Raw genomic sequence first — 23,923 nt, 5'->3', positions numbered from 1 at the left:
CAGCCGTCACTGTGGGGGTCGTGCGTCGTCGGAGCGGTGCGTGTGAGTCGTGTGTCGCCGAAGGAGTGCGTCACCGGGGCGGTACGTCTGCGAGTCGTGCGCCACCGAAGAAGTACGTCGTCGAGCCGCCGAGGCCGTTCAGTCGTCGGCGGGGGCCGCGCCGCTGCCGCTCTGGTGTCGCTGCTTCGTCCAGGCGAGCTTGCCGCCGGCCGCGAGAATCTCGCGTTCGCGCTCGGAGGCGTCCATCGTCGCCGTCGCCTCCCAGTCGTCGTTCACGCGGATGGTGAACTCCTCGGCGCCCGAACGGACGCCCGCGCCGATGTCGTCGACGACCTCCACGTCGTCGCCCTGGTCGATCCGCTCGTACGTCTCCTCGTCGATCTCCAGCGGGACGAGCCCGAAGTTGAACAGGTTCGCGTGGTGGATCCGCGCGAAGCTCTGTGCCAACACGGCCTCGATACCGAGGAACATCGGACACAGCGCCGCGTGCTCGCGCGAGGAGCCCTGCCCGTAGTTCTCCCCGGCCACCAGGACACCACTCTCCGCCTCGCGAGCGCGGTCCGGGAACGTCGAGTCGACCCGAGTGAGCGTGAAGTCGGCGTACTTCGGGATGTTCGACCGGAACTTCAGCGCCTCCGCGTTGGCGGGCGTGATGTGGTCCGTCGTGATGTTGTCGCCCATCTTCAACAGCGCCTCGCCGCCGAGGTCGCTACCGAGTTCGTCCTTCAGGGGCACGTCGCCGATGTTCGGCCCCTTGATGAGTTCGTCGTCGACGGACTGGTCCGGCGAGATGATGTCCGGGTCGTCCTGGCCCATGCCGGGACTGTAACCGGTGCCCATCTCGAAGCCGGGCGCCTCCATGTCCAGGTTGCGCGGGTCCGTGATCTCGCCCGTGATCGCCGCCGCGGTGGCGACCTCCGGCGAACAGAGGTACACGGAGTCGTCCTCGATCCCCGAGCGACCCTCGAAGTTGCGGTTGAAGGTTCGCAGCGAGACGGAGTCGGAAGCCGGCACGTGGCCGATGCCGATACAGGCACCACACGTCGCCTCCGAGAAGTTGACTCCGGCGGCCATCAACTCCGCCGTCCAGCCGTTACGGGCGAGCATCTCGCTGGCCTGCTTCGAGCCGGGTGCGACGATCATCTCCGTCGTCGGGTTCACCCGCTCGCCCGCGAGCATCTTCGCCGACGGGAGGATGTCCTCGTATGCGCCGTTGGTACAGGAGCCGACCATCACCTGGTCGACCTCCGTCCCCTCGACCTCGCTGACCGGCACGACGTTGTCCGGCATCGACGGCTTGGCGATCAGCGGCTCCAGCTCCGAGAGGTCGAGTTCGATCGTGTCGGCGTACTCGGCGTCGTCGTCCGCCGAGAGGTCGACGAACTCGTCCTCGCGGTCGAACTTCGCGAGCCACTCTCTCGTCTTCTCGTCGGTCGGGAAGATGGAGGAGGTCGCACCCAGTTCCGTCCCCATGTTCGTGATCGTCGTCCGCTCGGGGACCGACAGCGACTCCGCGCCCGGACCGGTGTACTCCAGCACCTTGTCCACGCCGCCCTTGACCGTGAGCTCCTGGAGCAGCTTCAGGATCACGTCCTTGGCCGTCGCCCACTCCGGCAGTTCGCCGGTGAGGTGGACGTTGACGACCTCGGGCATCTCGACGTAGTAGGCGCCACCACCCATCGCGACGGCGATGTCGAGGCCACCCGCACCGATGGCGAGCTGGCCGAGGCCGCCGGGGGTCGGCGTGTGGCTGTCGGAGCCGAGCAGCGTCTTGCCGGGTGCCGCGAAGTTCTCCTTGTGGACCTGGTGACAGATCCCGTTGCCGGGCCGGGAGAAGTACGCGCCGTACGTCCCCGCCGCCGAGCGGAGGAACCGGTGGTCGTCCGTGTTCTTGAAGTCGAACTGGTACGTCTGGTGGTCGCAGTACTGCGCGGCGAGTTCCGTCTGAACCTCGTCCATCTCCAGCGCCTCGAACTGGAGCCAGACCATGGTCCCCGTGGTGTCCTGTGTCAGCACCTGGTCGACGTCGATACCGATCTCCTCGCCGGTCTCGAGTTCACCCTCGACGAGGTGATCGTCTAGGATCTTCTCCGTGATCGTCTGTCCCATATCGTCCGGGACTCGCCTCCGAACAGATATAAATCCGGCGAGAGTGTGACTGCTCTCGCAAGATCGACAGACTGCGTCGGGATTCGGAGGCAGCGCGCCGGTCGAGGCCGTCGCGTCTCGCAGTGTTTGCGGCGACTTCGACGGTCGTCGTCTGCCGGTATCGACGGGATCGTCGCGAGAGTAGTGCGTCGGCGGGGTGTGGAGGGCGGTGCGCCGGCGGGGTGTGGAGAGCGGTGCGTCGGCGGGGTGTGGAGGACGGTGCGCCGGCGGGGTGTGGAGAGCGGTGCGTCGGCAGGGTGTGGAGAGCGGTGCGTCGGCAGGGTGTGAGAGCGGTGCGCCGGCGGGGTGTGGAGAGCGGTGCGTCGGCGGGGTGTGGAGGGTAGTACGTCGGCGGAGACTCGGGAGCGCCTACCGAGTGGCAGTGCGTGGTGGCTCCGGCGCGACGGTCAGTCGACGTCCACCCGCTCGAACTGCAGAGCGGCGAGTGCCGTCGGGAGGACGATCCAGGCGAGCAGGATACCGACCAGCGTGATCGGCCGCAACGCCGTCCCGGAGACCAGCGCGTCGCCGGGCAACAGGGTCAGCGCTTGGAAGTACGCCTCCGCGGGGCTGGCGGCCAGGAACACGTTCCACACCCACCCGGACGGGGGACTGCCAGTGAGGTGGTCGAGGACGCCACCGACCAGTTGTGGGACCGTCGTCGGTCCCGCGCGCGACCAGAAGAGCGTGAACACGAAGTAGACGACGAGCGTCCGCGTCGTCGCCGCGCGCCGTGACTCCGCCACCGTCGACACTGCGACGGCGACGGCGACGTACGCCGCGGCGAACGCGACGGTCAAGCCGCCGAACGTCGCCACCGTCGCGAGTCGTGGCTCGGGGTACAGTCCCGGGACGACGGCGACCGCCCCCGCGACCACGAACGCGGCGACGAGCCCCGCAGAGACGAGACCGACACGCGAGAGGTACTTGCCGAGCACCACCGTCTTCCGTTCGAGCCCGTAACCGAGCAGCAGTCTGAGCGTCCCGGACTCGCGCTCGCCCGCCACCGCCAGGTAGCCGGCCAACAGCGCGACCAGTGGGACGAACAGGAACCCCAACAGCACCGTGATCCGGACGGCCGCGAGGACCGTCTGCCCCGCCGTGAGTCCGACGCCAGCGAAGAGGAGCCCGACGAACAGCACGTACAGCCCCAACACCGCCTGGAGCAGCCGGGATCGACGGGCGTCCGCGAGATCCTGTCGGATCACACCACCGACCGCACGCAGGGTCGTCACGACGACACCTCCGTTCCAGCCGCGACAGTTGCGCTCGCCACCTCGTCGCTCGCCACCTCACTCGTCGCGTCGTCCGTCCCACCCGTCTCGTCGGTCGGGTCTCCACCACCACCCGTCTCGTCCACCGCGTCGGCGGTGCGCTCGCCGGCTCGTGCGCCCTCGGTGAGCGTGGCGAACGACGCCTCCAGGCTGCCCGTCTCGACGCGGAAGTCCGCGACGCCGGCGGTCTCCTCCAGCTGCGCGACGACGCGGGCCTTCGTACGCGCCGTCCCGCAGGTGACGGCGACGTGCGCGTCCTCGAGTGTCTCCGTGTCGGTCTCCGTCTCCGTCTCCGTTCCCGGTCCCGTGGAGCCGTCGACGGCGTCGACCGCGGTGACACCCGACGTGTTCCGAACCGCGCCGAGGTCGACGGCGGGGTCGACGAGTTCCGCCGCGACGACGGTCTCGCCGCCGAGTCTCTCTCGGAGTGTGTCGACGCCGTCTGCCGCGACCAACTCGCCGGCACGCATCACGCCCACGCGGTCCGCGACGGTCGCCACCTCCGAGACGACGTGCGACGAGAAGAAGACGGTCGTCCCGGCTCGCGCCTCCTCGCGGACGAGGTCGCGCACCGCCGCTCGACCGTTCGGGTCGAGCCCGGCCTGTGGCTCGTCCAACACGAGCAGGTCCGGGTCACCGACCAGTGCCGTCGCCAGCGCGAGTCGCTGTGTCATCCCCGTCGAGAACTCGCCCGCGGGCCGATCCCACGCGTCGCGAGCGAGACCGACGCGGTCCAACAGTGTCGCCGGCTCCTCGGTCGCGTCCTGTATCCGGACCGCCGAGGCGACGTGTTCGCGTGCCGTGAGTCGGTCGTACACGCCGACGTTCTCCGGGAGCACTCCCGTCTCGGCGCGCACCGCCGCGGGGTGCTCGGTCACGTCGGAGCCGAGGACCGTCGCCGTCCCGGCCGTCGGAGCGACGTAGCCCAGCAACACGCTGATCGCCGTCGACTTCCCGGCGCCGTTCGGACCGAGGAACCCGAACACTTCGCCGGTCTCGACGACGAGGTCGAGATCGTCGAGTGCGGTCACCTCCCCGTACTCCTTCCGTAGGTCGTCCGTCTCGATCGCTGCCATCGCGGCGGTCGTGTCGCCCCCGGCACTTAGACCCGGAACTCGTTTCACCGGTCTGGACGCCGCTGGACGGCCGTCCACCCGAAATCCGGCCGTTCGTCGACCCGACGGCGGCTCACCGTTCACACCGGTCGCTCGCCCCGCCGAACGGCTTGTACGGGGCGTACACCGGTCGGTCCGAACGCTGCAGACGGGAAAGTACAAGCCCCGTGCGTCCCGTACCCCGTCTCGTGAAGCGCAAGTCCGCATCGTTGCTGACGAAGACCCAGCGGCGTCGGGTGCGGGAGGGGTTCACCGACGTGGACGACGCGAAGCGGCGCCGCGACCAACAGCGGATCCGCGACCGCCTCCAGTCCGGCGTCGCCGACTTCCGACTGCTCGACGACTACCCCGACGACCAACTGGCGGGGGCCTTCGAAGACGCCGACGAGGCGGACCTGGTCGAGTCGCTCGCGGCGGCACACCTCACCCTCGAACGCGCCCGGACGCTGCAGGGTGTCGACCGCGAACGAGTCGTGCGAACCGCCCGCGAGCGAGCACTCGCCGCGAGCCAGGGGGACGACCCCGAAGAGCGAGCTGCGGTCGAGAGCGTCGTCGACGCGTCGGACGACACCCGCTCGGCGGAAGCCGTACTCGACTCTCGTCTCGACACCGACGGACGCGTGTCTGTCGCGGCCGAGGAACTGGCGTCGCTCGGCGACGTGGACCTGCGGACGCGGACGGAACGGGGCGCGGCGACCGCCCGCGAGACGAGCGAGCGCGTCGGGCCGAGTCGGTGGCTGCGGTGGGCGAACACGTCGATGCTCGTCGCGGCCGTCTCGCTGTGGTTCACGACACTGTTCTGGCTCTCGGATCGCCTGTTCGGCACCCGACTGTGGGAGGGTGGGTTCGACGCGATCAACGCGGTGTTGTTCGGGACGATGGGGCTCGGCGTCGCCGGGTGGGTGGCGCTCGTCACGCTGGGCGTCGTCCGCGACCGCGCCGTCCCGTTCGTCGTCTCGTTGACGGAACGCCCGCGGCGACACGCCCGCCGGATCTGGTACCGCTGGATGCCACCCGCGTTGCGTGCCGCGGCACCAATCGACGTGTCCCGTCCGCGGGAGTGACGACGTTCCGCTGGGGAGGGTGCCGAGGGTCCACCAGTGGCAGTGACGGAGTTCCGTCGATGGGGTGCCGACGGCTTTCGGCGTGTCTCTCGGCGCAGATGGGGGACCTACGAGACAGGTGCCACGACGGCAACGGTCAGTCGCCGTCTCGTCGACAGCCCTCGACCCAGAACGCGAGGTCGCCGATGCAGTGGTATCCGAACGGGCCGAACTCGTACGTCCGCGTCGTCGCCCCCTCCGGAAGCGACACCGAGACCGGGCGGCGTTCGACGTCGGGACAGAGCGTCTCGATACACCCCCGTAGTGTCCGCGGGCGATCACCCTCGAGCGTGACCTCCACGACGACATCCTTGACGAACTTGTAGGGGGTGCTCGTGCTGTCCGTCGGTGTCGGTGTCTCCGGACGACCGTAGACACTGACCTCGAGCGTGGTGTCGGCACACGCCGGTGTCGTCGTCGACTCGTCGTCGAACGCACCGGCGCACGGGCCCGTCGTCTCGGACGACGGGGGCGAGGTGGCTCCAGATGTCGTCTCCGTCGCGTCCGACCGTGTCGACGTGTCGGTCGGTGTCGCCGTCTCGGTCCTCCCGGCACAGCCGGCGGTCGTCGTGAGCGCCGCGAGACTCCCCCCGACTGCGACCGACCGCAGCACCCGTCGTCGACTCGGTTCGTCGTTCACGTCGATAAAATCAGCCGATCGAGAGAAGTGCTTTCTGGTGGGTGCGTCCGCCATCGTGCCACTTACGACGCCGAGCCGTGGTCACTCGTGCGTGTTCCAGTCAGGTTCGACGGTCGCGGCCGCGCTGCGACCACACGACGGCGAGGCGCTCGACGACGAGCAAGTCCAGCCGAACGGGGTCGACCTCACGCTCGACGCGGTGTTCGAGCCGGCCGAGCCCGGGCGGATCGACACCGACGACAAGCGGATCGGCGACAGACGCCGCGTCGAGCCGGACGCCGACGCGGACGGGGAACTGCTGTACTGGCTGGAGCCGGGCGGCTACGTCGTCCGGTACGGCGAGGTGATCTCCGTGCCCGACGACTGTGTCGGGTTCGTCCTCCCGCGCTCGTCGCTGATGCGCAACGGCGCGACGCTGGAGACGGCGGTGTGGGACGCGGGCTACGAGGGCCGCGGCGAGGGGCTGCTCCAGGTGACCCACCCGATCGAGGTGCGTCCCGGCGCGCGGATCGGGCAGTTCGTGTTGGCCGCGGCCGACGCCGACGGCACCTACGACGGCGACTACCAGGGAGAGAACGTCTGAGTTCGCTCGGGGACGGCGAGAGTACGGCCCGACCCAGACGACGACGGCAGCGGCGACGGCAGTAGGTGCGTCTACGCCACCACGTGCTCGGTGTCGTACGAGCCGAGCACGCGGACCCAGCCGTCGTCGGCGATCACGTCGCGCACCGCCGCGAGCGCCCGTTCGGTGCGCTCCTCGTACAGCCCCGCCTCGAAGTCTACGTGGAAGAGGTAGTCGCCGAGTCGCTCCCCGCTCGGGCGCGACTCCACGCGCGAGAGGTTCACGTCCCGCTCGGCGAACGCCTCCAGCAACTCCAAGAGGAGCCCGGGGTAGTTCGCCGCGGGGTAGACGACGACGGAGGTCTTCCCGCCGGCACGCGACCGCTGGTCCTCGGGGCCGATCACGAGGAACCGCGTCGCGTTCGAGGAGCGGTCCTGAATGTCTTCGGCCAACACGTCCAACTCCGGCGCCGTCTCCGTCGCGTTCGCCGGGTGGCCGATGGCCGCGACGGAGTCGTCCTCGCGTGCGCGGGCGACGCCGCGGGCCGTCGAGGCGACCGCCTCGCGGCGCCGGTCCGGGTACTCACGTTCGAGGAACTCTCGGCACTGCGCCAGCGCCTGCGAGTGTGACGCCACCAGTTGGAAGTCGGGCGACTGCGCGAGCAGGGCGTGGCGGATCGGCGTGACGACCTCCCGCAGGACGGCGACGTTGCCGTCCGCGAGCGCGTCGAGACTCTCCGTGACACTCCCCTCGATACTGTTCTCGACGGGGACGACACCGCGGTCGTGGTCGCCGTCGATCACCGCGTCGACGATGGCGCCGACGGACTCGCGGAACGCCACCTCGTCGGCGACGGCACGGGCTGCACGGTGTGAGTACGTCCCCGCCGGACCGAGCGTGACTGCTTGCACACCTCCACCTGCGACGGGCAAACGGTAAGTACCTCCGGGGTGTGCGGAGTGAGCGAGACGGGGCCGAGTGGAGGGTGTGAGGAGTCGGCGAGACGGAGACACCCGAGGTGAGAGAGGTCGACGAGACGGGGCCGAGCCGTGCCGCTGCGTCGGGTGTGTCGTCGGCACCCTCACCGATCGGGTCACGACGGGTCCGTGTCGAACACGAACGTCGCGCCACCCGTCGGCGGACTCGACACGTCCACCGCCCAGTCGTGTGCCTCCGCGATGTCGCGGACGAGCGCCAGTCCCAGTCCAGTGCCCGCGTTCTCGACCGTCGTCCCGTACTGGAACAACTCCGTCGGGTCCGAGGTGTCGAAGCCGGGGCCGTCGTCGCGCACGACGAAGCCGGCGCCGTCCGCGCGCTCGCGGACCGTCACCGTCACGTGCGGCCCGCCGAGGCCGACCGCGTTGTCGAAGAGGTTCTCGAACAGCGTCCGCAGTCGGTCGCGGTCGGCCGCCACGGTCACGTCGTCGTCGGTCTCCAGCGTCGCCGGGTCGGGTGCGTACTCCGCCCAGACCGAGCGGGCGACGTAGTCGACCGAGACCGTCGTCGTCCCGTCCGTCAGTCCTCGTTCACTCGTGAGATCGAGGATACTCTCCGTCAGTCGATCCATCCGGTCGACGGCGTCGCGGGCGGCCCCGAGGTGTTCCGACTCGGCGTCGTCGCGTGGCGCACACAGTTCCAGGTGGCCCGCGGCGATCGCCAGCGGGTTCCGGAACTCGTGGGCGACGAGGCTGGCGAAGCGGTCGAGTCGTTCCGTCTTCGCCGCCAGCGAGTCCTCGTGGCGCTCGATCTGGCGGAGGCGCGCGGCACGTTCCAGTGCGGTCTGGAGGTTCGCGCCGAGCACGCGGGCGGTCTCGACGTCCGCCGCGTCGAACCCGTCAGTGTCGGGTGTCCCCAGGGTCAACACGCCGCGACCACCCAGCGGGACGACGAGCATACTCCCGCCGCCGGGGCGCTCGACCGCGTCGTCGACGGCGCGAACGTCCGGGTACAGCCGCGTCTCTCCCTCGTCGAACGCCTCCCACTGGATCGTCTCGCCACGCTCGTAGGGCCGGCAGTCACCCGCGCGGGCGACCGTCTCCTCGGCGGCCGCGACGGGTGTCAGTCGGTCCGTCTCCTCGTCGTGGAGGCGGACGGAGACGAACGGGAACCCGAGGATGTCTGCCGCCGCGTCGACGGCCACCGCCGCGATCGACTCCTCCCGTTCGCGTGCGACCATCTCGCGTGTCGCCTCGTGGAGCCGACGGAGTCGCGTCGCGTCTGCCGCCGTCCCCGCCGTCTCCGGGGGCACGGCGCCGTCTCCGGTGGTCGCCGTCGTCGACGACACGGCTCCGTCCGTCGTCGTCTCGTCGCCGGCGTCGTCCGCTTCGTCGGCGACACCTCCGTCCGCTTCGTCGGCGACACCTCCGTCCGCTTCGTCGGCGACACCTCCGTCCGTCTCGTCGGCGACACCCCCGTCCGTCTCGTCGGCGACACCCCCGTCCGTCTCGTCGGCGACACCCCCGTCCGTCACCGGCCACCCGTTCCGTGGACACCCTGTGTGCTCGCCTGCCATCGTTCGTCGGAGTGACGAACCCCCGGCCGTGTGAACGCTCCTATGACCACACCGAACGGCTACCGACGGCACACACCGCTCGTGTTCGGCGGTGACCCACCCAGACGGCTCGTGACCCGTCTCGACGACACACGTCTCTCTGGATCGCTCGGGAGCGTTCGATAGACGAGGTGCGACCCGTCGAGAACGCACCGCTCGACCCGTCGAACCGCCCGTTCGTCGGTTTCGGCCACTCCGGTCGCCAGTGCGACGCGTGCGTCCGACCACCACACGCACCCGCACGGCTGTCACCCCGCTGTCGTGTCAGCGAGTGGTGAGGACGCCGACGGTGGGACGCCGCCACCGAACCGTCGGGTCTTTGCCCGCCACCCCCGTGTGGTGGCCCGTGACACGAACCAGCGGGTGGCCGAGCGGCCGACTCGCGTCGCTCCACGAGGAACTGGCCGTCGCGTCGGACGGGGACCGGGACACCGAGATCGACGTGGTGTCGCCCGTGACCGGCGAGACGTACGTGCAGGTGCCGGAGGCGACGGCGACGGAGGTCGCGACCGCCGTCGAGACGGCACGGGAGGCGAGCGAGGCGTGGCGCGAGCGCGACGTGGCCGAGCGCACGGCGGTGCTAGACGAGTTCGCGGACCGGGTGCTGGCCGAGCAGTCCACGCTCCGGGACCTCGTCCAACGCGAGACCGGGAAGTCGCGCCGCGACGCCGCCGAGGAGGTGTTCGACGTGGCGGTGACGGCGGGCTACTACGCCGACACCGCCGCCGACACGCTCGCCAGTGAGCGCCGACAGGGCGCCGTCCCCGGCGCGATCCGGGCGACGGTCCACCACCACCCGGTCGGCGTCGTCGGGCTGATCGCCCCGTGGAACTACCCCCTCACGCTGGCGATCTCCGACGCACTCCCGGCGCTGGCGGCCGGCAACGGGGTCGTCTGTAAACCCGCCGAGGAGACCACACACGTCGCCCTGTACGCCAGACGCCTGCTCGTCGAGGCCGGCCTCCCGCCGGAGCTGTTCCAGGTGGTCTCGGGACGTGGCCCGGAGGTCGGTCCGCCGCTCGTGGAGGCGGTCGACTACGTCTCGTTCACCGGGAGCACCGCCGCCGGGAGACAGGTCGCCGCACAGGCGGGCGAGCAACTCGTCCCCACGTCGATGGAGTTGGGTGGCAAGAACCCGCTGCTCGTCTTGGACGACGCCGACCCGGAGGAGGCGGCGCGGCGATCCGTCCGGTCGTGTTTCGCCAACGCGGGGCAGTTGTGTATCACGACGGAGCGGCTGTACGTCCACGAGGACGTGTACGAACCGTTCCGGGCGGCGTTCGCCGAGGCGGTCGGAGAGATCACCCTCGGGTTCGACTACGAGTGGCGCGCGGAGATGGGGCCGCTGCTCTCGCGGGCACAGTTCGAGAAGACTCGCGAGCACGTCGAGGACGCCGTGGCGAACGGCGCCACGGTGGTCGCCGGCGGGGAGCCGCGCCCCGACCTGGGGCCGTTCTTCCACGAACCGACTGTGTTGGAGGACGTGACCGCCGACGCCGTCGCCCACGAGACGGAGACGTTCGGCCCGGTCGTCTCGTTGTACCCCGTCGAGAGCGTCGACGAGGCGGTCGCACGCGCCAACGACACCGACTACGGGCTCCACGGCGCCGTCTGGGCCGGCGACGTGGAGCGTGGCGAGGCGGTCGCGCGGCGACTGGAGACCGGGACCGTCTCCGTCAACGAGGGGTACGCGGCCGCGTGGGCCTCGCTCGACGCGCCGATGGGTGGTCGTGGGGACTCCGGACTCGGGCGGCGCCACGGAGCCGAGGGGCTGTTGCGGTACACCGCAGCCCAGACCGTCGCGACCGGCCGCGCACTGCAACTCGACCCCGGTCCGGTGCCGGATCGGCTGTGGGCGGCCGGCCTGACGACGGTGGCGCGACTGCTCCGGAAGGTACCGAAGTGGGTGAAGTGAGCACGGTACCGGAGTGGGTGAACTGAGAGACCGAACTGCCGCGTCCGCGGTGGTGTGGTGTCGGGAGTCCCCGACGCGAGTCACTGCTCCGGGCGGCGTCGACTCACACCGGCCCGGCGGTCGTCACTGCTCTGGGTGGGTGGCGGTCGTCTCCTGGTCGGCGTACTCCTCGCGGAACTCGTCGATCAACTGGCCCATCTTCGCGTACCAGTCGTTGAGCATCCGCTGCATCTCGTCGGCGACCGCCTCCGTCTCGTCGACCCGGTAGACGTGGTAGTAGCCCCCCTCCTCGTAGTTCACCTGTTCCTTCTGGATGTACCCCGCCTCGAGCAGCCGCTGGACGGCGCGGTAGGCCGTCGACCGCTCCCTGTCGACGACGTCGCCGATCTCCTTGACCGTGAGTGGATCCTCGCTGTCCGCGAGTGCGACGAACACCTGCCGGTCGAGCTCTTTGAGTCCGTGGAAGGACTCGAGCAGCGACAAACAGTCCAGCTCCTCGCGGAGATCCTCGGAGATCGGATCTGGCATATGTCGGTAGTAGAAGGTGTAGGGGACAAAACCGTTTCCCAGCAGTCGCAGTTGGGTGCAACATTCGAAAGTCCGCCGCCCACGGACGACTCGCCCGGACGAGCCTGCCGATCCGCCCTCGACGACCGTCGCCGGGGCGACCGACAGTCGTCGACGTGACGGTGTCGTGACCGCCTCGCTAGTCGTCCCAAACCGCGCGCGAGGCCGGCGGTCGACCCCTCGGCGACGACGGCTGGACGCGGCGAGTCGGGCCGGCTGCGGCGCGTGTCACCGGTCCGACACGGAGTGACGTGTCCAGGGTGGCGCGTCGGTGGGAGCGGCCCCACAGTCGGTCTTCACAGTCCGAGGTCGTCGGGTGCGGGTGGCATCGCACGCTTGTGGGCGGACGACTCGTACAACTCGCGGACCCGTTCGACGTGCTCGCGTGGCACGTCCAGCGCCTCGCAGGTGGCGCTCGTCGAGAGGCCACCGTCGACGTGGACCGCGAGGATCGCGTCGAGGGTGTCGTAGTCGAGCCCCATCTCCTCCTCGTCCGTCTGGCCGACCCACATCCCCGCGGAGGGGGTCTTCATCACGAGGTCCTCGGGGACGCCGAGGTGGTCGGCGAGCTGTCGGACCTGCTGTTTGTACAGCGTCCCGATCGGGTTGCAGTCGACCGCCTGGTCGCCGTACTTCGTGTAGTAGCCGGTCAGCGCCTCGCTGCGGTTGCCGGTGCCGAGTACGAGGCGGTTCTCGGCGTTGGCGAGGAAGTAGTTCATCACCGCGCGGATCCGCACGCGGACGTTGCCGGTCGCCATCTGGTCGTCGGCCGCGTCCGGGAGCGCCTCGAAGAACTGCTCGGCGATGGGCGAGATCTCGACCACGTCGTAGTCGATCCCCAGCAGTTCGGCGACGCGCTCGGCGTCGCTCATGTTGTCCGGGTCGTTCACCTCCGAGGGCATCACGAGCCCGTGGACCGCGTCCGCACCCAACGCCTCGACGGCGAGGTGTGCGACGGTCGTCGAGTCGATCCCACCCGACAGGCCGAGCACGGCGCCGTCCGCACCGGCGGCGTCGACCTGCTCCTCGACGAACGAGACGAGGTGGTCGCGGGTGGTGTCGAGTTCGGCCTCCGACAGCCGGAGGTCGAGCGGTACGTCGTCGCGCTGGAGAACCGTCCCGGTACTCATCACCCTCGATTGGAGCCGGGTGGACTAATACGCTCTCGGTCCCCGCAGTAGTCCGGTCGCGTGTCCAGTTCTCCGCCGAGCAGTGGACGTTCGTTCGGTAGTTCGGAGGTGTCGTCGTCCCGTGGCGGCGTGGCCGGTGGTGTGGGTGGTCGTTCGGTGGTGGAGGCGGACGACCGTCTCGTGGCGGTCGGGTCGGCCGGGCGAGAGAGCGGGTCGAGGCGTCTGCGCCGAACGGCTGCGTGAACGGAGCCCACATTTTTAGCTCGTCGCCGCGTAGCGGACGCCATGAGCGACGACCCCGCGGACGGTCCGGTGTTGGACCCCAGCGAGTTCGACATCGCGGACGACGAGCGGGTCGCCGAGATCGGCGACGATCGGTACGTCGTCTCCGCGGACGGGCCGCCGCGTGGGGTCGGCGGGAGCGACCACGGGCAGCTTCCCCAGGGTGAAGGCGGGCAGGGCGGTGGCCACCAGCAGTCCGGCGGGCAGAGTGGTGGCCGCCAGCAGTCCGGCGGCGCACCGAACGGTGGCGGTCAGCGACAGAACGGCGGTGGCGGTCAACGACAGAACGGCGGTGGCGGTCAACGACAGAACGGCGATGGCGGGCGAGCCGCTGGCGGCGGTCGACGACGACCCGGCGGACACGGTGGTGGCGGACGACAGAACGGCGGTGGCGATCACGCCGCGGGCGGCGGACAACGACCGAACGGTGGCCAGGGAGGTACACCCGGCGGTCGAGGGGGTCAGCAACCACCGAACGGCGGTGGTCACCAGCAGTCCGGCGGACGGAGTAGCGGCCAGCAGTCCGGCGGCGGGCGACAGAACGGCAGACGGGGTGACCAGCAGACCGGCGGGAACACCCCACAGTCGGGTGGTGGTGGACGACAGCCTCGCGGTGGCGGTGGCGGCGGCCAACCGCAGTCCGGTGGAGCACCGAACCACGGAACGGACGGCGGGACGACGCAGGGTCGTGGTGCCGGTGCGGCCGGCGGTGCGGGCGGCCGGCCACAGTCCGGTGCGGCCGGCGAGAGCGCCGGGGGTGCTCCCGGTGGCGGGGCGAACGGCGGGAGGACGGGTGCCGGCGCGCCGAGTGGTGGCGCGGGCGGCGGTCCCGGTGCGGGTGGACCCGACGGCGTCCCGGACCTCCGTGGACAGGCTGGTCGTGCGGGGGCGCGCGACCCGCCGGCACGCGACCGGACGGCGTCAGACCCCGACGTGGCGCGCGGCGCGCCCGGCGGGACGCCGAGCGGCGTCGACGCCGCGGAGGTGCGGGAGTTCCTCGCGCAGTCGCTGGCGGACAACGAGTTCGCACACGGGTTCGACGCCACGCTGTCGATCGACGGGGAGACGAACCGCCACCGGATGGTCTCGGACGACCTCCCGACGACGTTCGAGACGCTGGTGACGTGGTTCCTCCACAACGCCGCCGAGGACACCCCACCGTCGAAGGCCCTCGGGCTGTTGTTGGCTCGCTCGGACGTGTCGGTCCAGCTCCCGCCGAGCCTGATCAAGGACGTGGCCGTCGAACACGACCTGTCGCCGGACGACTCCATCGGCGACCTGCTGCAGGCGGCCAGAGACGAGGGGTCGATCACCTTCGAGTGAGTCGGGGGCGTCCGGGCCGTGGTGGACCTGTTCTCACACCTGATACGGTCGGGGGAGTGTTTTTACGTGTCGGGGAGTTTGCCTCCCGCATGGCGACTCGGGTACTCATTGCCGACGACTCGGAGTTCATGCGGAACCTCCTGCGGGAGATTCTCGAAGAAGAGTTCGAGATCGTGGGGGAGGCCGAGAACGGTGTCGAGGCGGTCGACATGTACCAGGACGACGATCCGGACCTGGTGATGATGGACATCGTGATGCCGATCCGCAACGGGATCGAGGCGACGGAGGAGATCATGTCGGAGGACCCCGACGCGACGATCATCATGTGTACGTCCGTCGGACAGGAGGAGAAGATGAAGGAGGCGATCAAGGCGGGTGCAGAGGGGTACATCACGAAGCCGTTCCAGAAGCCGAACGTGCTCGAGGCGATCAACGACGCGGTCCCAGCGTAGCGAATGTACGTCGACATCCAGTCGCTGGAGACGTTCAGCCGGCTCGCCAGCGAGGGAGCCAGCACCGCCGCCGACTCGCTGGGCACGCTCACCGGGACGGACGTGTACGTCGACGTGACGGACGTGACACTGATGGCGGCGGGCGACCTGCGTGACACCTTCACCGGCCGCGAGTTCGTCGGCGTCGAGGTCGGCTTGGAGGGTGGAATCGCGGGCCAGACCGTGATGGCTTTCGAGACGGACGCCGCCGAAGTGTTGTTGGACAAGCTGATGCCCGGCGACGGCTCGATCGAAGACGAGGCGTTCGCTCGCAGCGGGGTTCAGGAGGCCGGCAACATCATGACGAGTGGGTTCATCGACGGGTGGGCGGACCACCTCGGTGTCGGGATCGACATGACGCCGCCGTCGTACGTCCGCGCGAGCGGGACGGACATCCTCCCGGACGGTGCCCTGGACACGGATCGCTCGGGCGTGTTCATGTTCGAGTCGAAGATCCGCTCGTTGTCCGACGAGTTGGAGTTCACGATCTACATGCTGCCGGAGTACGCCGGGTTCACGGAGATGCTCCAGCGGACCGGCGGCGGCAGCGCCCCGGCGATTCCCGTCGAGAAGCTGCCGGAGTTCAACCAGATGACGAAACAGGGGGCGACGAGCGCCGCCGACAACATCACCATGATGACCGGGACGGAGACGGACGTGGAGGTGTCGCGGCTCCGGTTCGTCCCGATCCAGGACGTCCCCTCGGAGGTGGGCGACGACACCGTCGCGGGGACGATCTTCGAACTCCACGGGAACCCGAGCGGCTACCTCGCGATCCTGTTCGACGAGGCCTCCGCCGAGGAGGTCGCCCAGGGGATGATCCCGACGGAGACGGAGCCCGGTATCGGCGAGATGGAACGTGGCGCGCTCCGTGAGTTGGGCAACATCATGACGAGCGGGTTCATCGACGGGTGGGCGAACGTGCTCCAGACGAGTATCGAGCACACGCCACCCCAGTTCATCCACGACATGGGGTCGGCCGTGATGGACCCGCTGGTGAGTCGGTTGGGCCGGACGCAGGAACACGCGTTCATCATCGACTCGACGATCCGGACGCCGGACGGAGACGTGCGGTGTGACATCTACGCGTTGCCGGACCAACACGAACTCGCGGCGGCACTGGACAACATCGACACCGAGGCGTCGGTCGGCGCAGACGGAGCACTCTGACACCACATGGGGAGTTCCGACTCGGGGGTCGGCGGTCGCACGAACACGGCGTCGGGGAGCGGGCTACACGACGACGGGAAGGAGCGCCTGAAGGTCGGCGTCTCCGACGCCCACGTCACGGACCGTGACGTGGTGTTGGTCACCAGTGGGTTGGGGTCGTGTCTCGGCGTGGCGCTGTACGACCCGACGACCGGGATCGGTGGGCTGCTCCACGCGATGCTCCCCGAGTCCGCGGACCACCCCGGACCGCCGGAGAAGTTCGTCGTCGAGGGGATCGACGAGATGCTCGCGGCACTCGACCGTGCGGGTGCCTCGCGGCGCTCGATCCGGGCGAAACTGGCGGGTGCCAGTTCGATGCTCGACTTGGAGACGGAGAGCGCCTCGGTCGGCGAGCAGAACGTCGCGGCGGCCGAGCGGGCACTCGACGAGCGGAACGTTCCCATCGAGGGGAGCGACACCGGTGGGAGTAACGGGCGCTCGCTGAAGTTCGAGCCGGCGGCGGGGGAACTCGCCGTCTCCAGTGCGGACGGCGACCGGCGTGTGTTGTGAGACCGGAGAGAACCCCGTCTGAGCTCGCCGGCTCGGCGTTCTCACCTCTCACGAGCGTCCTTCCTGTCGGACCACGTACGTGACTGGCGTTCGGCGAACACTCTTGTCGTGGGCGAGCGAGCGGCGAGTGTGACCGACGACACCTCGACGGAGACGGATGATGGGACCGGCGGGACGACGGCGGACACGAGCGGTGGGACCGGCGGGACGACGGCGGACACGGGCGGTGGGACCGGCGGGACGACGACGGATCGGCGGACGGTGCTGCTCGCCGGTGTCGGCGAGCGGCTGGGGACGGGACTCGCACGGGTGTTCGCTCGGGCGGGCGACGCGGTGGTGGCGGTGGCGCGGTCGGAGGAGTACGTCTCGTCGCTGGCGGCCGAACTGCGTGCGGACGGGTACGAGGCGCTGGCCGTCCAGGCGAACGTGACCGACGGGACAGCCGTCGAGCGAGCCGTCGAGACCGCCGAGAACGAGTACGGCCCAGTCGACGTGGTGGTCCACAACGCGAGTGCGACCGGCGGAACACTCGAGAACGCCGAGACGTTCGCGCGCCCCGTCCGGACACGGATCGAGGGTGGTGGGACCCTCGCGGCGGCTGTGCTCCCAGCGATGCGCGAGCGTGGCGAGGGGACGGTGGTCTTCACGGGAACGACGTACGCGCACGACGGCAGCGAGCGGCTCCCAGGGTGGGGTGCGGCGGCGTTCGGGACGCGCGGACTGGCGCGCTCGCTCGCACGACGAGCGGGGCCGGACGGGGTCCACGTCTGTTACGTCGCCGTCGGTGGGACGATCCCACCGGCGGACGCGACGACCGATCTGGAGCGGACGATGTCGCCGACCACGGTCGCGGAGGCAGTGCTCGACGTGGTCGAGCAGCCGGCGACGGCGTGGTCACACGAGGTCGATCTCCGACCGCGCGAGCACCCGCCGTGAGTGGGTCGTCACGGGGAGAGCGAGAGGTTTTGTCCGTGGCGTCCCCTACGTCCGGTATGCGAGTGGAGTTCGACCGCGACGTGTGCGTGGGGATGTACCAGTGCGTGGCGGAGTGGGACGCGTTCGAGGAGAACCGGGACGCCGGGAAGGCGGATCTGCCCGGTGCAGAGGAGATCGACGAGGAGGTGTTCTCGATGCCCGTGCCGGACGGGGCGGAGTTGGACGCGAAGTTCGCCGCGCGGACGTGTCCGGTGGACGCCATCGCGGTGTACGACGAGGACGGCGAGCAGATCGTCTGAGGGTCACGTTCGGGGGTCGGAACCTCGGCAGGTCGGCGTCGGGCGGTCGGTCAGTGCGGAGCGGTTGCGGAACGGTGCGGCGTGGTGCGGGAGCGGTGCGGTTGCGGAACGGTGCGGCGCAGTGCGGCGCAGTGGGGGGTAGTGCGGGAGCGGTGCGGTCGCGGTCGCTGCACCGCAATCCACCGCGAGCGCGCCGGACGGCGCGCTCGCGGCCCTTTTTGATCGAGCTTTTTTCCTCGGGTGGCGCGCGGGGCGCGCCACCCGAGGAGTGAAAAAGGTCGGTTTACAGCGCTCTGAGATTCTCCAACGCCGTCTCGAGCGGTGCGGTGGAGACGGCCAGGGAGAACCCGTCGGCGCGGGCGAGTCGCGGGGCGTGTTCCCACAGGTCGGCGGCGTCGACGCCGTGGAGGATCACGGCGTTGGGGGTCGGGGTGACGACCCGCAGCGCGACCAGCGGGGACTCCCCCCGGGTGACCTCGGTGAAGACGAGCGCGCGGTCCGTCGACTGGCCGTAGAGGCGGTAGAACTCCTCGCTGGACAGCGACGTGATCGCCTCGATACTGTCGATCACCGTGTGGCCGTTGACGGTGTCGCGGTCGCCGGCCGCGACCTCGGTGGCGTCTAACGCCTCGTACACGTCCGTCGTCGGGCGTGCGGCGGGGTACTCGCGGATGTCGCGGACGATGTCGGACTCGAAGCCGGCGGAGACGACGCGGGCGAACTGGCGAATGCGGTCGCCGCCGCGCGACTCGTCGATGTCCAACAGCGCCGCGACGACGCGGGAGACGAAGGCGATGCCCGGTGAGGCGCGGCGACCGCTCTCGTAGTCGGAGACGACCGACGAGGAGACGTCCATCACCGACGCCAGTTCCGTCTGGGAGACGCCGAAGTCGGTGCGCCACTTCCGGAGCGTGGCGCCGGGGTCCTCCGAGAGGGTGATCTCGCCCGCGATCCGTCGTGCCAGACGCGCCCGTGGCGTGTCCGCCGCGTCCGCCGTCGCCCCACTCGCGGTGTCCATACCTCGCCGTCGGTCGGTCGCGCCGAAAGGTTTTCCGAACGCACACACCCCCGACGGCGTCGGTCAGGCGTCCCGCCCGGTGAGTGACACGTCGGTGTACGTCAGGCGGCGGGCGAGGTAGACGACCGCGGTCGGGACGGCGAACACCCAGCCGGCGAGAGCGTACCACAGCGCGAGCGGCTCCCAGTCGGCGTCGGACCGCCGGACGGCGGTGGCGTCGCGGTAGAAGGCCACCGGCAACACGGCGAGTCGCAGCGTCACGACCACGCCGCCGACGGCGAGGACCGGCGCGCCGACGGCCACGTCGACGGGCGTCGGGAGTGCGCCGAACGTTCCGACGACGGTCCGGACACTCGTCAACGACAGGAGTGGGCCGCCGACGGCGACGCGGACGGCACCGACCGGCGAGGACAGCCCGCCGGTCGCGACGCCGAGCACGTCGGTCACCGGACCGACGACCGTCGCGACGGCGACGGCGACCCACCAGTTCGACCGGACGCTCTGTGACTCGTAGCGGACGACGGCACCGCCGAGCCGGAGTCGTGGGTTCCCGACGTAGCGGCCGCGCTTGTAGAGGTAGTACAGACACGTCGGGGTCGCCGCGAGCGCGCCGACGAGGAGGTAGAACCGACGGTCCGGCTCCCACGGGACGGCGTCGGCGCGACGCAGTAACGTCGCGTCGCGGTACAGCGCCACTGGTAAGACCAGGAACCGCACCAGCACGGCGACGACGGCGAGGCAGACGACGGCGACGGCCGTCCCACGCGAGACGGCACCCGGTGCCAGCCGTGTCGTCAGGTCGAACGCCGCGAGCGGCACCGACCACGCGAGGACGACCAGCGCGGACAGTTGTGTGCCACGGTACAGCGCGCGCCACCAACGGGCACCCGTCGGGTCCGACTCGCGCCACGTGGCCGGTGGTCGCGGCACGGCAGACGGTGCAGCGTCCGCGTCGGAGCGACTTCCGCGAGCGGCGGGGTGGGGCGCCCGTTCGGTCGGGGAGCTCTCCGTGGTCGATGTCTCGACACTGTCGTCCGATCTCGTCGCTCCGATCGTCTCTTCGCTCGGCGGATCGTCCGGGACCGCGTCCCAGCCGCCGAGTGGCTCCGAGTCCACGTCGTCGAGTCCGACGCGTCGCTCGTCGTCCGCGAACTCCTCCGGTTCGGTGTCGACAGTCCCCGGCGCCGGGCCGCCACCGGACTGGGGCGGCCCGTCGTCTGCTCGGCCGCCGGCTGCGCCATCGAGGGGGGCGCCGGCTACGTCGCCGGACGAGTCGGTGCCGCGCGCCGGCTCCTCGACCCACTCGAACCCGGCGTCGTCGGGTCGCTGGCCGGCCGAGACGGCAGGATCGTCGTCCGCGGCACCGCCGTCCGACGACTCGTCGTTCATCGACTGGAGGTGGGCGCTAACCCACTTGAACCTCCGGACGGGCGACGACGGACGGACACGGATCGACCGACGGAGGAGAGCCGTCGAGCGGCGTCAGTCGTTCCGGAGCGACAACAGGACGGCGGCCCCGGAGACGACGACGACGGCGCCGACGTGGCCGCCGACGGCGACGAGCAACACGGGGCGGTCGAAGAGGAAGGGGAGCAACAGGGTCTGTGTCGCGGCGAACCCGACGTTCAGCACGTCCAGCCGCCGGAACGTCGCCGTCTCCGTGCCGTCGGAGAGCCGCAGTTCGCGGTACAGCGAGACGACCGCCGCCCACCAGGAGGTGCCGATCCGGTAACAGAGGTCCCACAACACCAACAGCGTGAGGTACACCGCGACGACGGGTGGCTCCTCGCCGAACAGCGCCGTCACGAGCGGCTCCGTCGCCGGCTCGACCGGCAGCGGGAGGATCGCCGCCAGCGGCGGCGCCTCGCCGGCGAACTGTGGCTCGTAGACGAACAGGTGTGTGAGCAGTGCGATGAAGGCGAGCACCGCGAGGACGACCTCGATACTCGACCCGAAGAGGAGCCGGTAGTAGCGGCTCGGTGCCGCGGCGGTGCGGGACGCCTCGCTCAGACGCAACATGAGGTAGCTCCCGACGGCGGCGACGGCGACCGCCGCGACGCCGGGGACGACCGCCTGCCAGAGTCCGTAGGCGGCCGCGACGATCACCATCGCGCCGAGGAACACACCCAACTGGAGCGCGACGGCCGGCGCACCCGCGAGGTTCGCCCCCGGGAGCGCGCTGACGATACTCTCGTACACCCACGTCTCCCCGAACGCCGGCTCCTCCGTCTCGCCGGGGTGACGCGCCGTCCGCGTCCCCAGACCGCCGTCCGGAACTGGCGCGTCGCCGTCGTCCGTCGGATCCGCGTCGGTCGCTCCGTCGGTCGTCTCGGTCGCGGCGCTCCCGTCGGGTGTCTCGTCGGTCGGTTCCCGGCTCACGTCTCGGACCCTCGGTCCGACGAGTCACCGGCGCCGTCGGTTACGACTTCCGTCTCGGAGCCGGGGTCGGGGTCGGGGTCGGGGTCGGCGGCCGCCCGCCGCGCGCGACCGCCGCCCGTGGTCGCCCCCGTCGTCGGCGCGGCGCCGTCGCGGACTGCCTCGACGCCCGCGACGTGGTCGTAGCGACGGGTCCCCGTCTCGGCGGCACGGCGTGCCAGCGCCAGTCGGACGGCGTCGTCGAACGAGGTGAGGTCGGGGGCGACGTACTCGCGGATGGAGTCGTCCGTCACCACCACCGGGTTGCGGAGCCCCTCGACGAGCGGCCGGACGACCGGCGCGTCCACGTCGGTGACGAGACTCACCCACCGCGAAGAGAGTCGCGGTGTGAGCACCGGGACGGGGATCACGAGGAGGTGGCCGCCGATCAGCTCGCGCGTCCGTCGCAGCATCTCGCCGTAGGTGAGCACGTCGGGGCCGCCGATCTCGTACGTCTCGCCGGCCGTCTCGGGGTGTTCGAGGATGCCGACGAGGTACGCCACCGCGTCGTCGACGTGGATCGGCTGACAGCGGGTGTTCACCCACCGCGGGGTCACCATCACCGGGAGCCGCTCGGCCAACTGGCGGACCATCCGCCAGGAGATACCTCCTTCGCCGACGAGGATCCCCGCACGCAGCGTCGTCACCGCCGGGCCGCCGTCGGCGAGCAGGTACTCCACCTCGCGACGCGACTGGAGGTGCTCCGAGAGGCGGTCGTCGTCGTCCCCCAGTCCGCCGAGGTAGATCACCCGGCCGACGCCCGCGTCCGTCGCCGCGCGGGTGAAGTACCGTGCGGCCCGCCGGTCGCGTTCGGCGAAGTCGTCGCCCGACCCCATCGAGTGGACCAGGTAGTAGGCGGCGTCTTGCCCCGCGAGCGCCGACTCGAACGAGCCCGGTTCCAGCAGATCACCCTCCGCGACCGCGACCCCCTCGGGCGCGTCGTAGCGGTCGACGTCCCGCACCAGCGCCGTCACCGTGTGTCCGGCGTCACGGAGCGCGGGGACCAGTCGACTCCCGACGAACCCCGTGGCTCCCGTGACGAGTACGTCCATGTGTGCCTATTCGTCACGAACTCACATAACCGTTTGCCGAGGCCCCGCCGGGTGGTCACGGGTGGTCGAGCGTCCGCTCGTCCGACGAGGGGAGGAGTAACCGGGAGAGGGCAGACGGTAGGCGGCGACAGGTGCGGGTGAGGAGTCGAGCGGGTGGGGTGCCGTGGCGCGCCGGAGGTGACAGCGGGGCAGCGTCCGTGTGGACGACGGCGGGTGCCTACTCGTGGTCGGGTTGTCGCACGTCGACTTGTTCGCGGACGCGTTCGAGGCCCTCGTCTTCGGCGAGTTCCTCGACGCGCTCGCGGAAGTGGTCTTCGCAGAGACCGACGCGGAGCCCGTCGGACTCGGCGGCGTAGGCCGCGTCCTCGTCGCAGTAGTGACACTGCATAGTCGGTCTGAGGGGCTCGTCGGGTATCAACCTCGTGGTGGCGGCGGACGGAGCGTCTCGCGTCCGTCCGACGGCCGTCGGACTCGTCCGGCGTAGGTGCCAGTCGGTGGGCACCGTGGCGCGTGAGGTGGGGGCAGTCGGTGGTGTCTCGGGTGGATCCGCCCGGGGGTCGACGACCGTCTGCAGGCGAAACGGTGGTCTCGGAGAGACTGGCCGTAGCAGTCTCCGTATGGAGGCGGTTGCGGTGCGGGGCTGGGGCGGTGCGGAGCTGGGGCGGTGTAGGGATGGGGCGGTGCGGTTGCGGGGCGGTCGTGGTGCGGGGCGGGGCGATGGCGGTGCGGGGCTGGGGCGGTGTAGGGATGGGGCGGTGCGGTTGCGGGGCGGTCGTGGTGCGGGGCGGGGCGATGGCGGTGCGGGGCTGGGGCGGTGTAGGGATGGGGCGGTGCGGTTGCGGGGCGGTCGTGGTGCGGGGCGGGGCGATGGCGGTGCGGGGCTGGGGCGGTGTAGGGATGGGGCGGTGCGGTTGCGGGGCGGTCGTGGTGCGGTGCGGGGCGATGGCGGTGCGGGGCGAGGAGGTTCGGTGGCGGGGCGGAGCGGTGCGGTAGTGGTGCGGTGCGGGGCGATGGCGGTGCGGGGCGAGGAGGTTCGGTGGCGGGGCGGAGCGGTGCGGTAGTGGTGCGGTGCGGGGCGATGGCGGTGCGGGGCGAGGAGGTTCGGTGGCGGGGCGGAGCGGTGCGGTAGTGGTGCGGTGCGGGGCGATGGCGGTGCGGGGCGAGGAGGTTCGGTGGCGGGGCGGAGCGGTGCGGTAGTGGTGCGGTGCGGTGGAGAGCGACAGCGGTGTGGCGCGGAGCGGTGCGGTGGCGGTCGCCGCCAGCACACTCACCGCGAGCGCGCCGAACGGCGCGCTCGCGGCCCTTTTTGGCCGAGCTTTTTTCCTCGGGTGGCCGCCGCAGGCGGCCACCCCGAGGAGTGAAAAAGGTCGGTGGGGAAGGCCT

General features: G+C 70.6%; 21 protein-coding genes and 1 pseudogene. 9 read left to right on the top strand and 13 right to left on the bottom strand.

The features are described 5' to 3' along the window. Positions 1 to 138: 138 nt before the first annotated feature. The 3 genes from RYH80_RS10980 to RYH80_RS10970 all read right to left on the bottom strand — a co-directional run bounded on the left by RYH80_RS10980 (position 139) and on the right by RYH80_RS10970 (position 4,498). Complete coding sequence (locus tag RYH80_RS10980; RefSeq protein WP_370903914.1) at positions 139 to 2,109, bottom strand: aconitate hydratase; 1,971 nt, start codon at positions 2,107 to 2,109, stop codon at positions 139 to 141. 446 nt (positions 2,110 to 2,555) lie between these two features. Beyond that, positions 2,556 to 3,383 carry an ABC transporter permease subunit gene (locus RYH80_RS10975; RefSeq protein WP_370903913.1) on the bottom strand — a complete coding sequence of 276 codons (828 nt, stop codon included), beginning with the start codon at positions 3,381 to 3,383 and terminating at the stop codon, positions 2,556 to 2,558. Beyond that, a complete protein-coding gene (locus tag RYH80_RS10970) occupies positions 3,380 to 4,498 on the bottom strand; it encodes an ATP-binding cassette domain-containing protein (protein ID WP_370903912.1) in 1,119 nt (372 codons plus the stop codon). The genes RYH80_RS10975 and RYH80_RS10970 overlap by 4 nt, the downstream gene beginning before the upstream one ends. Positions 4,499 to 4,725: 227 nt before the next feature. Between RYH80_RS10970 and RYH80_RS10965 the strand changes: the two genes are divergently transcribed. Next, the gene (locus RYH80_RS10965; RefSeq protein WP_370903911.1) at positions 4,726 to 5,601 is read left to right on the top strand and encodes a DUF8102 family protein; all 876 of its coding nucleotides are present in this window, start codon (positions 4,726 to 4,728) and stop codon (positions 5,599 to 5,601) included. A 136-nt stretch (positions 5,602 to 5,737) separates the two neighbouring features. On the opposite strand, the gene RYH80_RS10960 is transcribed toward RYH80_RS10965, so the two are convergent. Then, complete coding sequence (locus tag RYH80_RS10960; RefSeq protein ID WP_370903910.1) at positions 5,738 to 6,280, bottom strand: hypothetical protein; 543 nt, start codon at positions 6,278 to 6,280, stop codon at positions 5,738 to 5,740. Between the two features lie 91 nt (positions 6,281 to 6,371). On the opposite strand from RYH80_RS10960, the gene RYH80_RS10955 reads away from it, so the two are divergent. Continuing rightward, the gene (locus tag RYH80_RS10955) at positions 6,372 to 6,863 is read left to right on the top strand and encodes a deoxyuridine 5'-triphosphate nucleotidohydrolase (protein ID WP_370903909.1); all 492 of its coding nucleotides are present in this window, start codon (positions 6,372 to 6,374) and stop codon (positions 6,861 to 6,863) included. Positions 6,864 to 6,934: 71 nt separating this feature from the next. On the opposite strand, the gene pheA is transcribed toward RYH80_RS10955, so the two are convergent. Then, complete coding sequence (gene pheA / locus RYH80_RS10950; RefSeq protein ID WP_370903908.1) at positions 6,935 to 7,753, bottom strand: prephenate dehydratase; 819 nt, start codon at positions 7,751 to 7,753, stop codon at positions 6,935 to 6,937. A gap of 182 nt (positions 7,754 to 7,935) precedes the next feature. After that, positions 7,936 to 9,354 carry a GAF domain-containing sensor histidine kinase gene (locus RYH80_RS10945; protein ID WP_370903907.1) on the bottom strand — a complete coding sequence of 473 codons (1,419 nt, stop codon included), beginning with the start codon at positions 9,352 to 9,354 and terminating at the stop codon, positions 7,936 to 7,938. 385 nt (positions 9,355 to 9,739) lie between these two features. On the opposite strand from RYH80_RS10945, the gene RYH80_RS10940 reads away from it, so the two are divergent. Beyond that, entirely contained in the window at positions 9,740 to 11,308 is a 1,569-nt protein-coding gene (locus tag RYH80_RS10940) for a succinic semialdehyde dehydrogenase (RefSeq protein WP_370903906.1), read from the top strand. Between the two features lie 123 nt (positions 11,309 to 11,431). Here RYH80_RS10940 and RYH80_RS10935 read toward each other — a convergent pair whose 3' ends face one another. Together RYH80_RS10935 and RYH80_RS10930 are read right to left on the bottom strand one after the other, a co-directional pair. Beyond that, the gene (locus RYH80_RS10935; RefSeq protein ID WP_370903905.1) at positions 11,432 to 11,836 is read right to left on the bottom strand and encodes a helix-turn-helix domain-containing protein; all 405 of its coding nucleotides are present in this window, start codon (positions 11,834 to 11,836) and stop codon (positions 11,432 to 11,434) included. Between the two features lie 335 nt (positions 11,837 to 12,171). Continuing rightward, positions 12,172 to 13,005: an NAD+ synthase gene (locus RYH80_RS10930; protein ID WP_370903904.1), complete on the bottom strand. Its 834-nt coding sequence runs from the start codon at positions 13,003 to 13,005 to the stop codon at positions 12,172 to 12,174. A gap of 285 nt (positions 13,006 to 13,290) precedes the next feature. Here RYH80_RS10930 and RYH80_RS10925 point away from each other — a divergent pair, with 285 nt between their 5' ends. From RYH80_RS10925 to RYH80_RS10900, 6 genes are all read left to right on the top strand, one after another. Beyond that, a complete protein-coding gene (locus tag RYH80_RS10925; RefSeq protein WP_370903903.1) occupies positions 13,291 to 14,610 on the top strand; it encodes a DUF7500 family protein in 1,320 nt (439 codons plus the stop codon). A gap of 89 nt (positions 14,611 to 14,699) precedes the next feature. Further along, positions 14,700 to 15,062 (top strand): chemotaxis protein CheY, encoded by a 363-nt coding sequence (cheY, locus tag RYH80_RS10920; protein ID WP_370903902.1) that lies wholly within the window; start codon positions 14,700 to 14,702, stop codon positions 15,060 to 15,062. 3 nt (positions 15,063 to 15,065) lie between these two features. Beyond that, entirely contained in the window at positions 15,066 to 16,271 is a 1,206-nt protein-coding gene (locus tag RYH80_RS10915; RefSeq protein WP_370903901.1) for a chemotaxis protein CheC, read from the top strand. Between the two features lie 6 nt (positions 16,272 to 16,277). Next, positions 16,278 to 16,820: a chemotaxis protein CheD gene (locus tag RYH80_RS10910; protein ID WP_370903900.1), complete on the top strand. Its 543-nt coding sequence runs from the start codon at positions 16,278 to 16,280 to the stop codon at positions 16,818 to 16,820. A gap of 129 nt (positions 16,821 to 16,949) precedes the next feature. Further along, on the top strand, positions 16,950 to 17,756 hold the full coding sequence (locus RYH80_RS10905) for an SDR family NAD(P)-dependent oxidoreductase (RefSeq protein ID WP_370903899.1): 807 nt from the start codon (positions 16,950 to 16,952) through the stop codon (positions 17,754 to 17,756). A gap of 56 nt (positions 17,757 to 17,812) precedes the next feature. Further along, positions 17,813 to 18,055 carry a ferredoxin gene (locus RYH80_RS10900; RefSeq protein WP_370903898.1) on the top strand — a complete coding sequence of 81 codons (243 nt, stop codon included), beginning with the start codon at positions 17,813 to 17,815 and terminating at the stop codon, positions 18,053 to 18,055. 283 nt (positions 18,056 to 18,338) lie between these two features. Here the strand turns inward: RYH80_RS10900 and RYH80_RS10895 are convergent, their stop codons facing one another. From RYH80_RS10895 to RYH80_RS10875, 5 genes and pseudogenes are all read right to left on the bottom strand, one after another. Further along, on the bottom strand, positions 18,339 to 19,073 hold the full coding sequence (locus RYH80_RS10895) for a helix-turn-helix domain-containing protein (RefSeq protein WP_370903897.1): 735 nt from the start codon (positions 19,071 to 19,073) through the stop codon (positions 18,339 to 18,341). A 63-nt stretch (positions 19,074 to 19,136) separates the two neighbouring features. Next, on the bottom strand, positions 19,137 to 20,462 hold the full coding sequence (locus RYH80_RS10890) for a hypothetical protein (RefSeq protein WP_370903896.1): 1,326 nt from the start codon (positions 20,460 to 20,462) through the stop codon (positions 19,137 to 19,139). Positions 20,463 to 20,555: 93 nt separating this feature from the next. Then, positions 20,556 to 21,335 (bottom strand): DUF7530 family protein, encoded by a 780-nt coding sequence (locus RYH80_RS10885; RefSeq protein WP_370904704.1) that lies wholly within the window; start codon positions 21,333 to 21,335, stop codon positions 20,556 to 20,558. Between the two features lie 332 nt (positions 21,336 to 21,667). Next, positions 21,668 to 22,540, bottom strand: a pseudogene (locus RYH80_RS10880) (NAD(P)H-binding protein); the annotation flags it as partial. 217 nt (positions 22,541 to 22,757) lie between these two features. Continuing rightward, entirely contained in the window at positions 22,758 to 22,928 is a 171-nt protein-coding gene (locus RYH80_RS10875; RefSeq protein WP_370903895.1) for a DUF6757 family protein, read from the bottom strand. Positions 22,929 to 23,923: the final 995 nt, after the last annotated feature.

Source organism: Halobaculum sp. MBLA0147 (assembly GCF_041361345.1).
Lineage (GTDB): Archaea > Halobacteriota > Halobacteria > Halobacteriales > Haloferacaceae > JAHENP01.
Note: the sequence above shows the minus strand (reverse complement) of the source record. Positions and strands in the feature narration are given on the sequence as shown.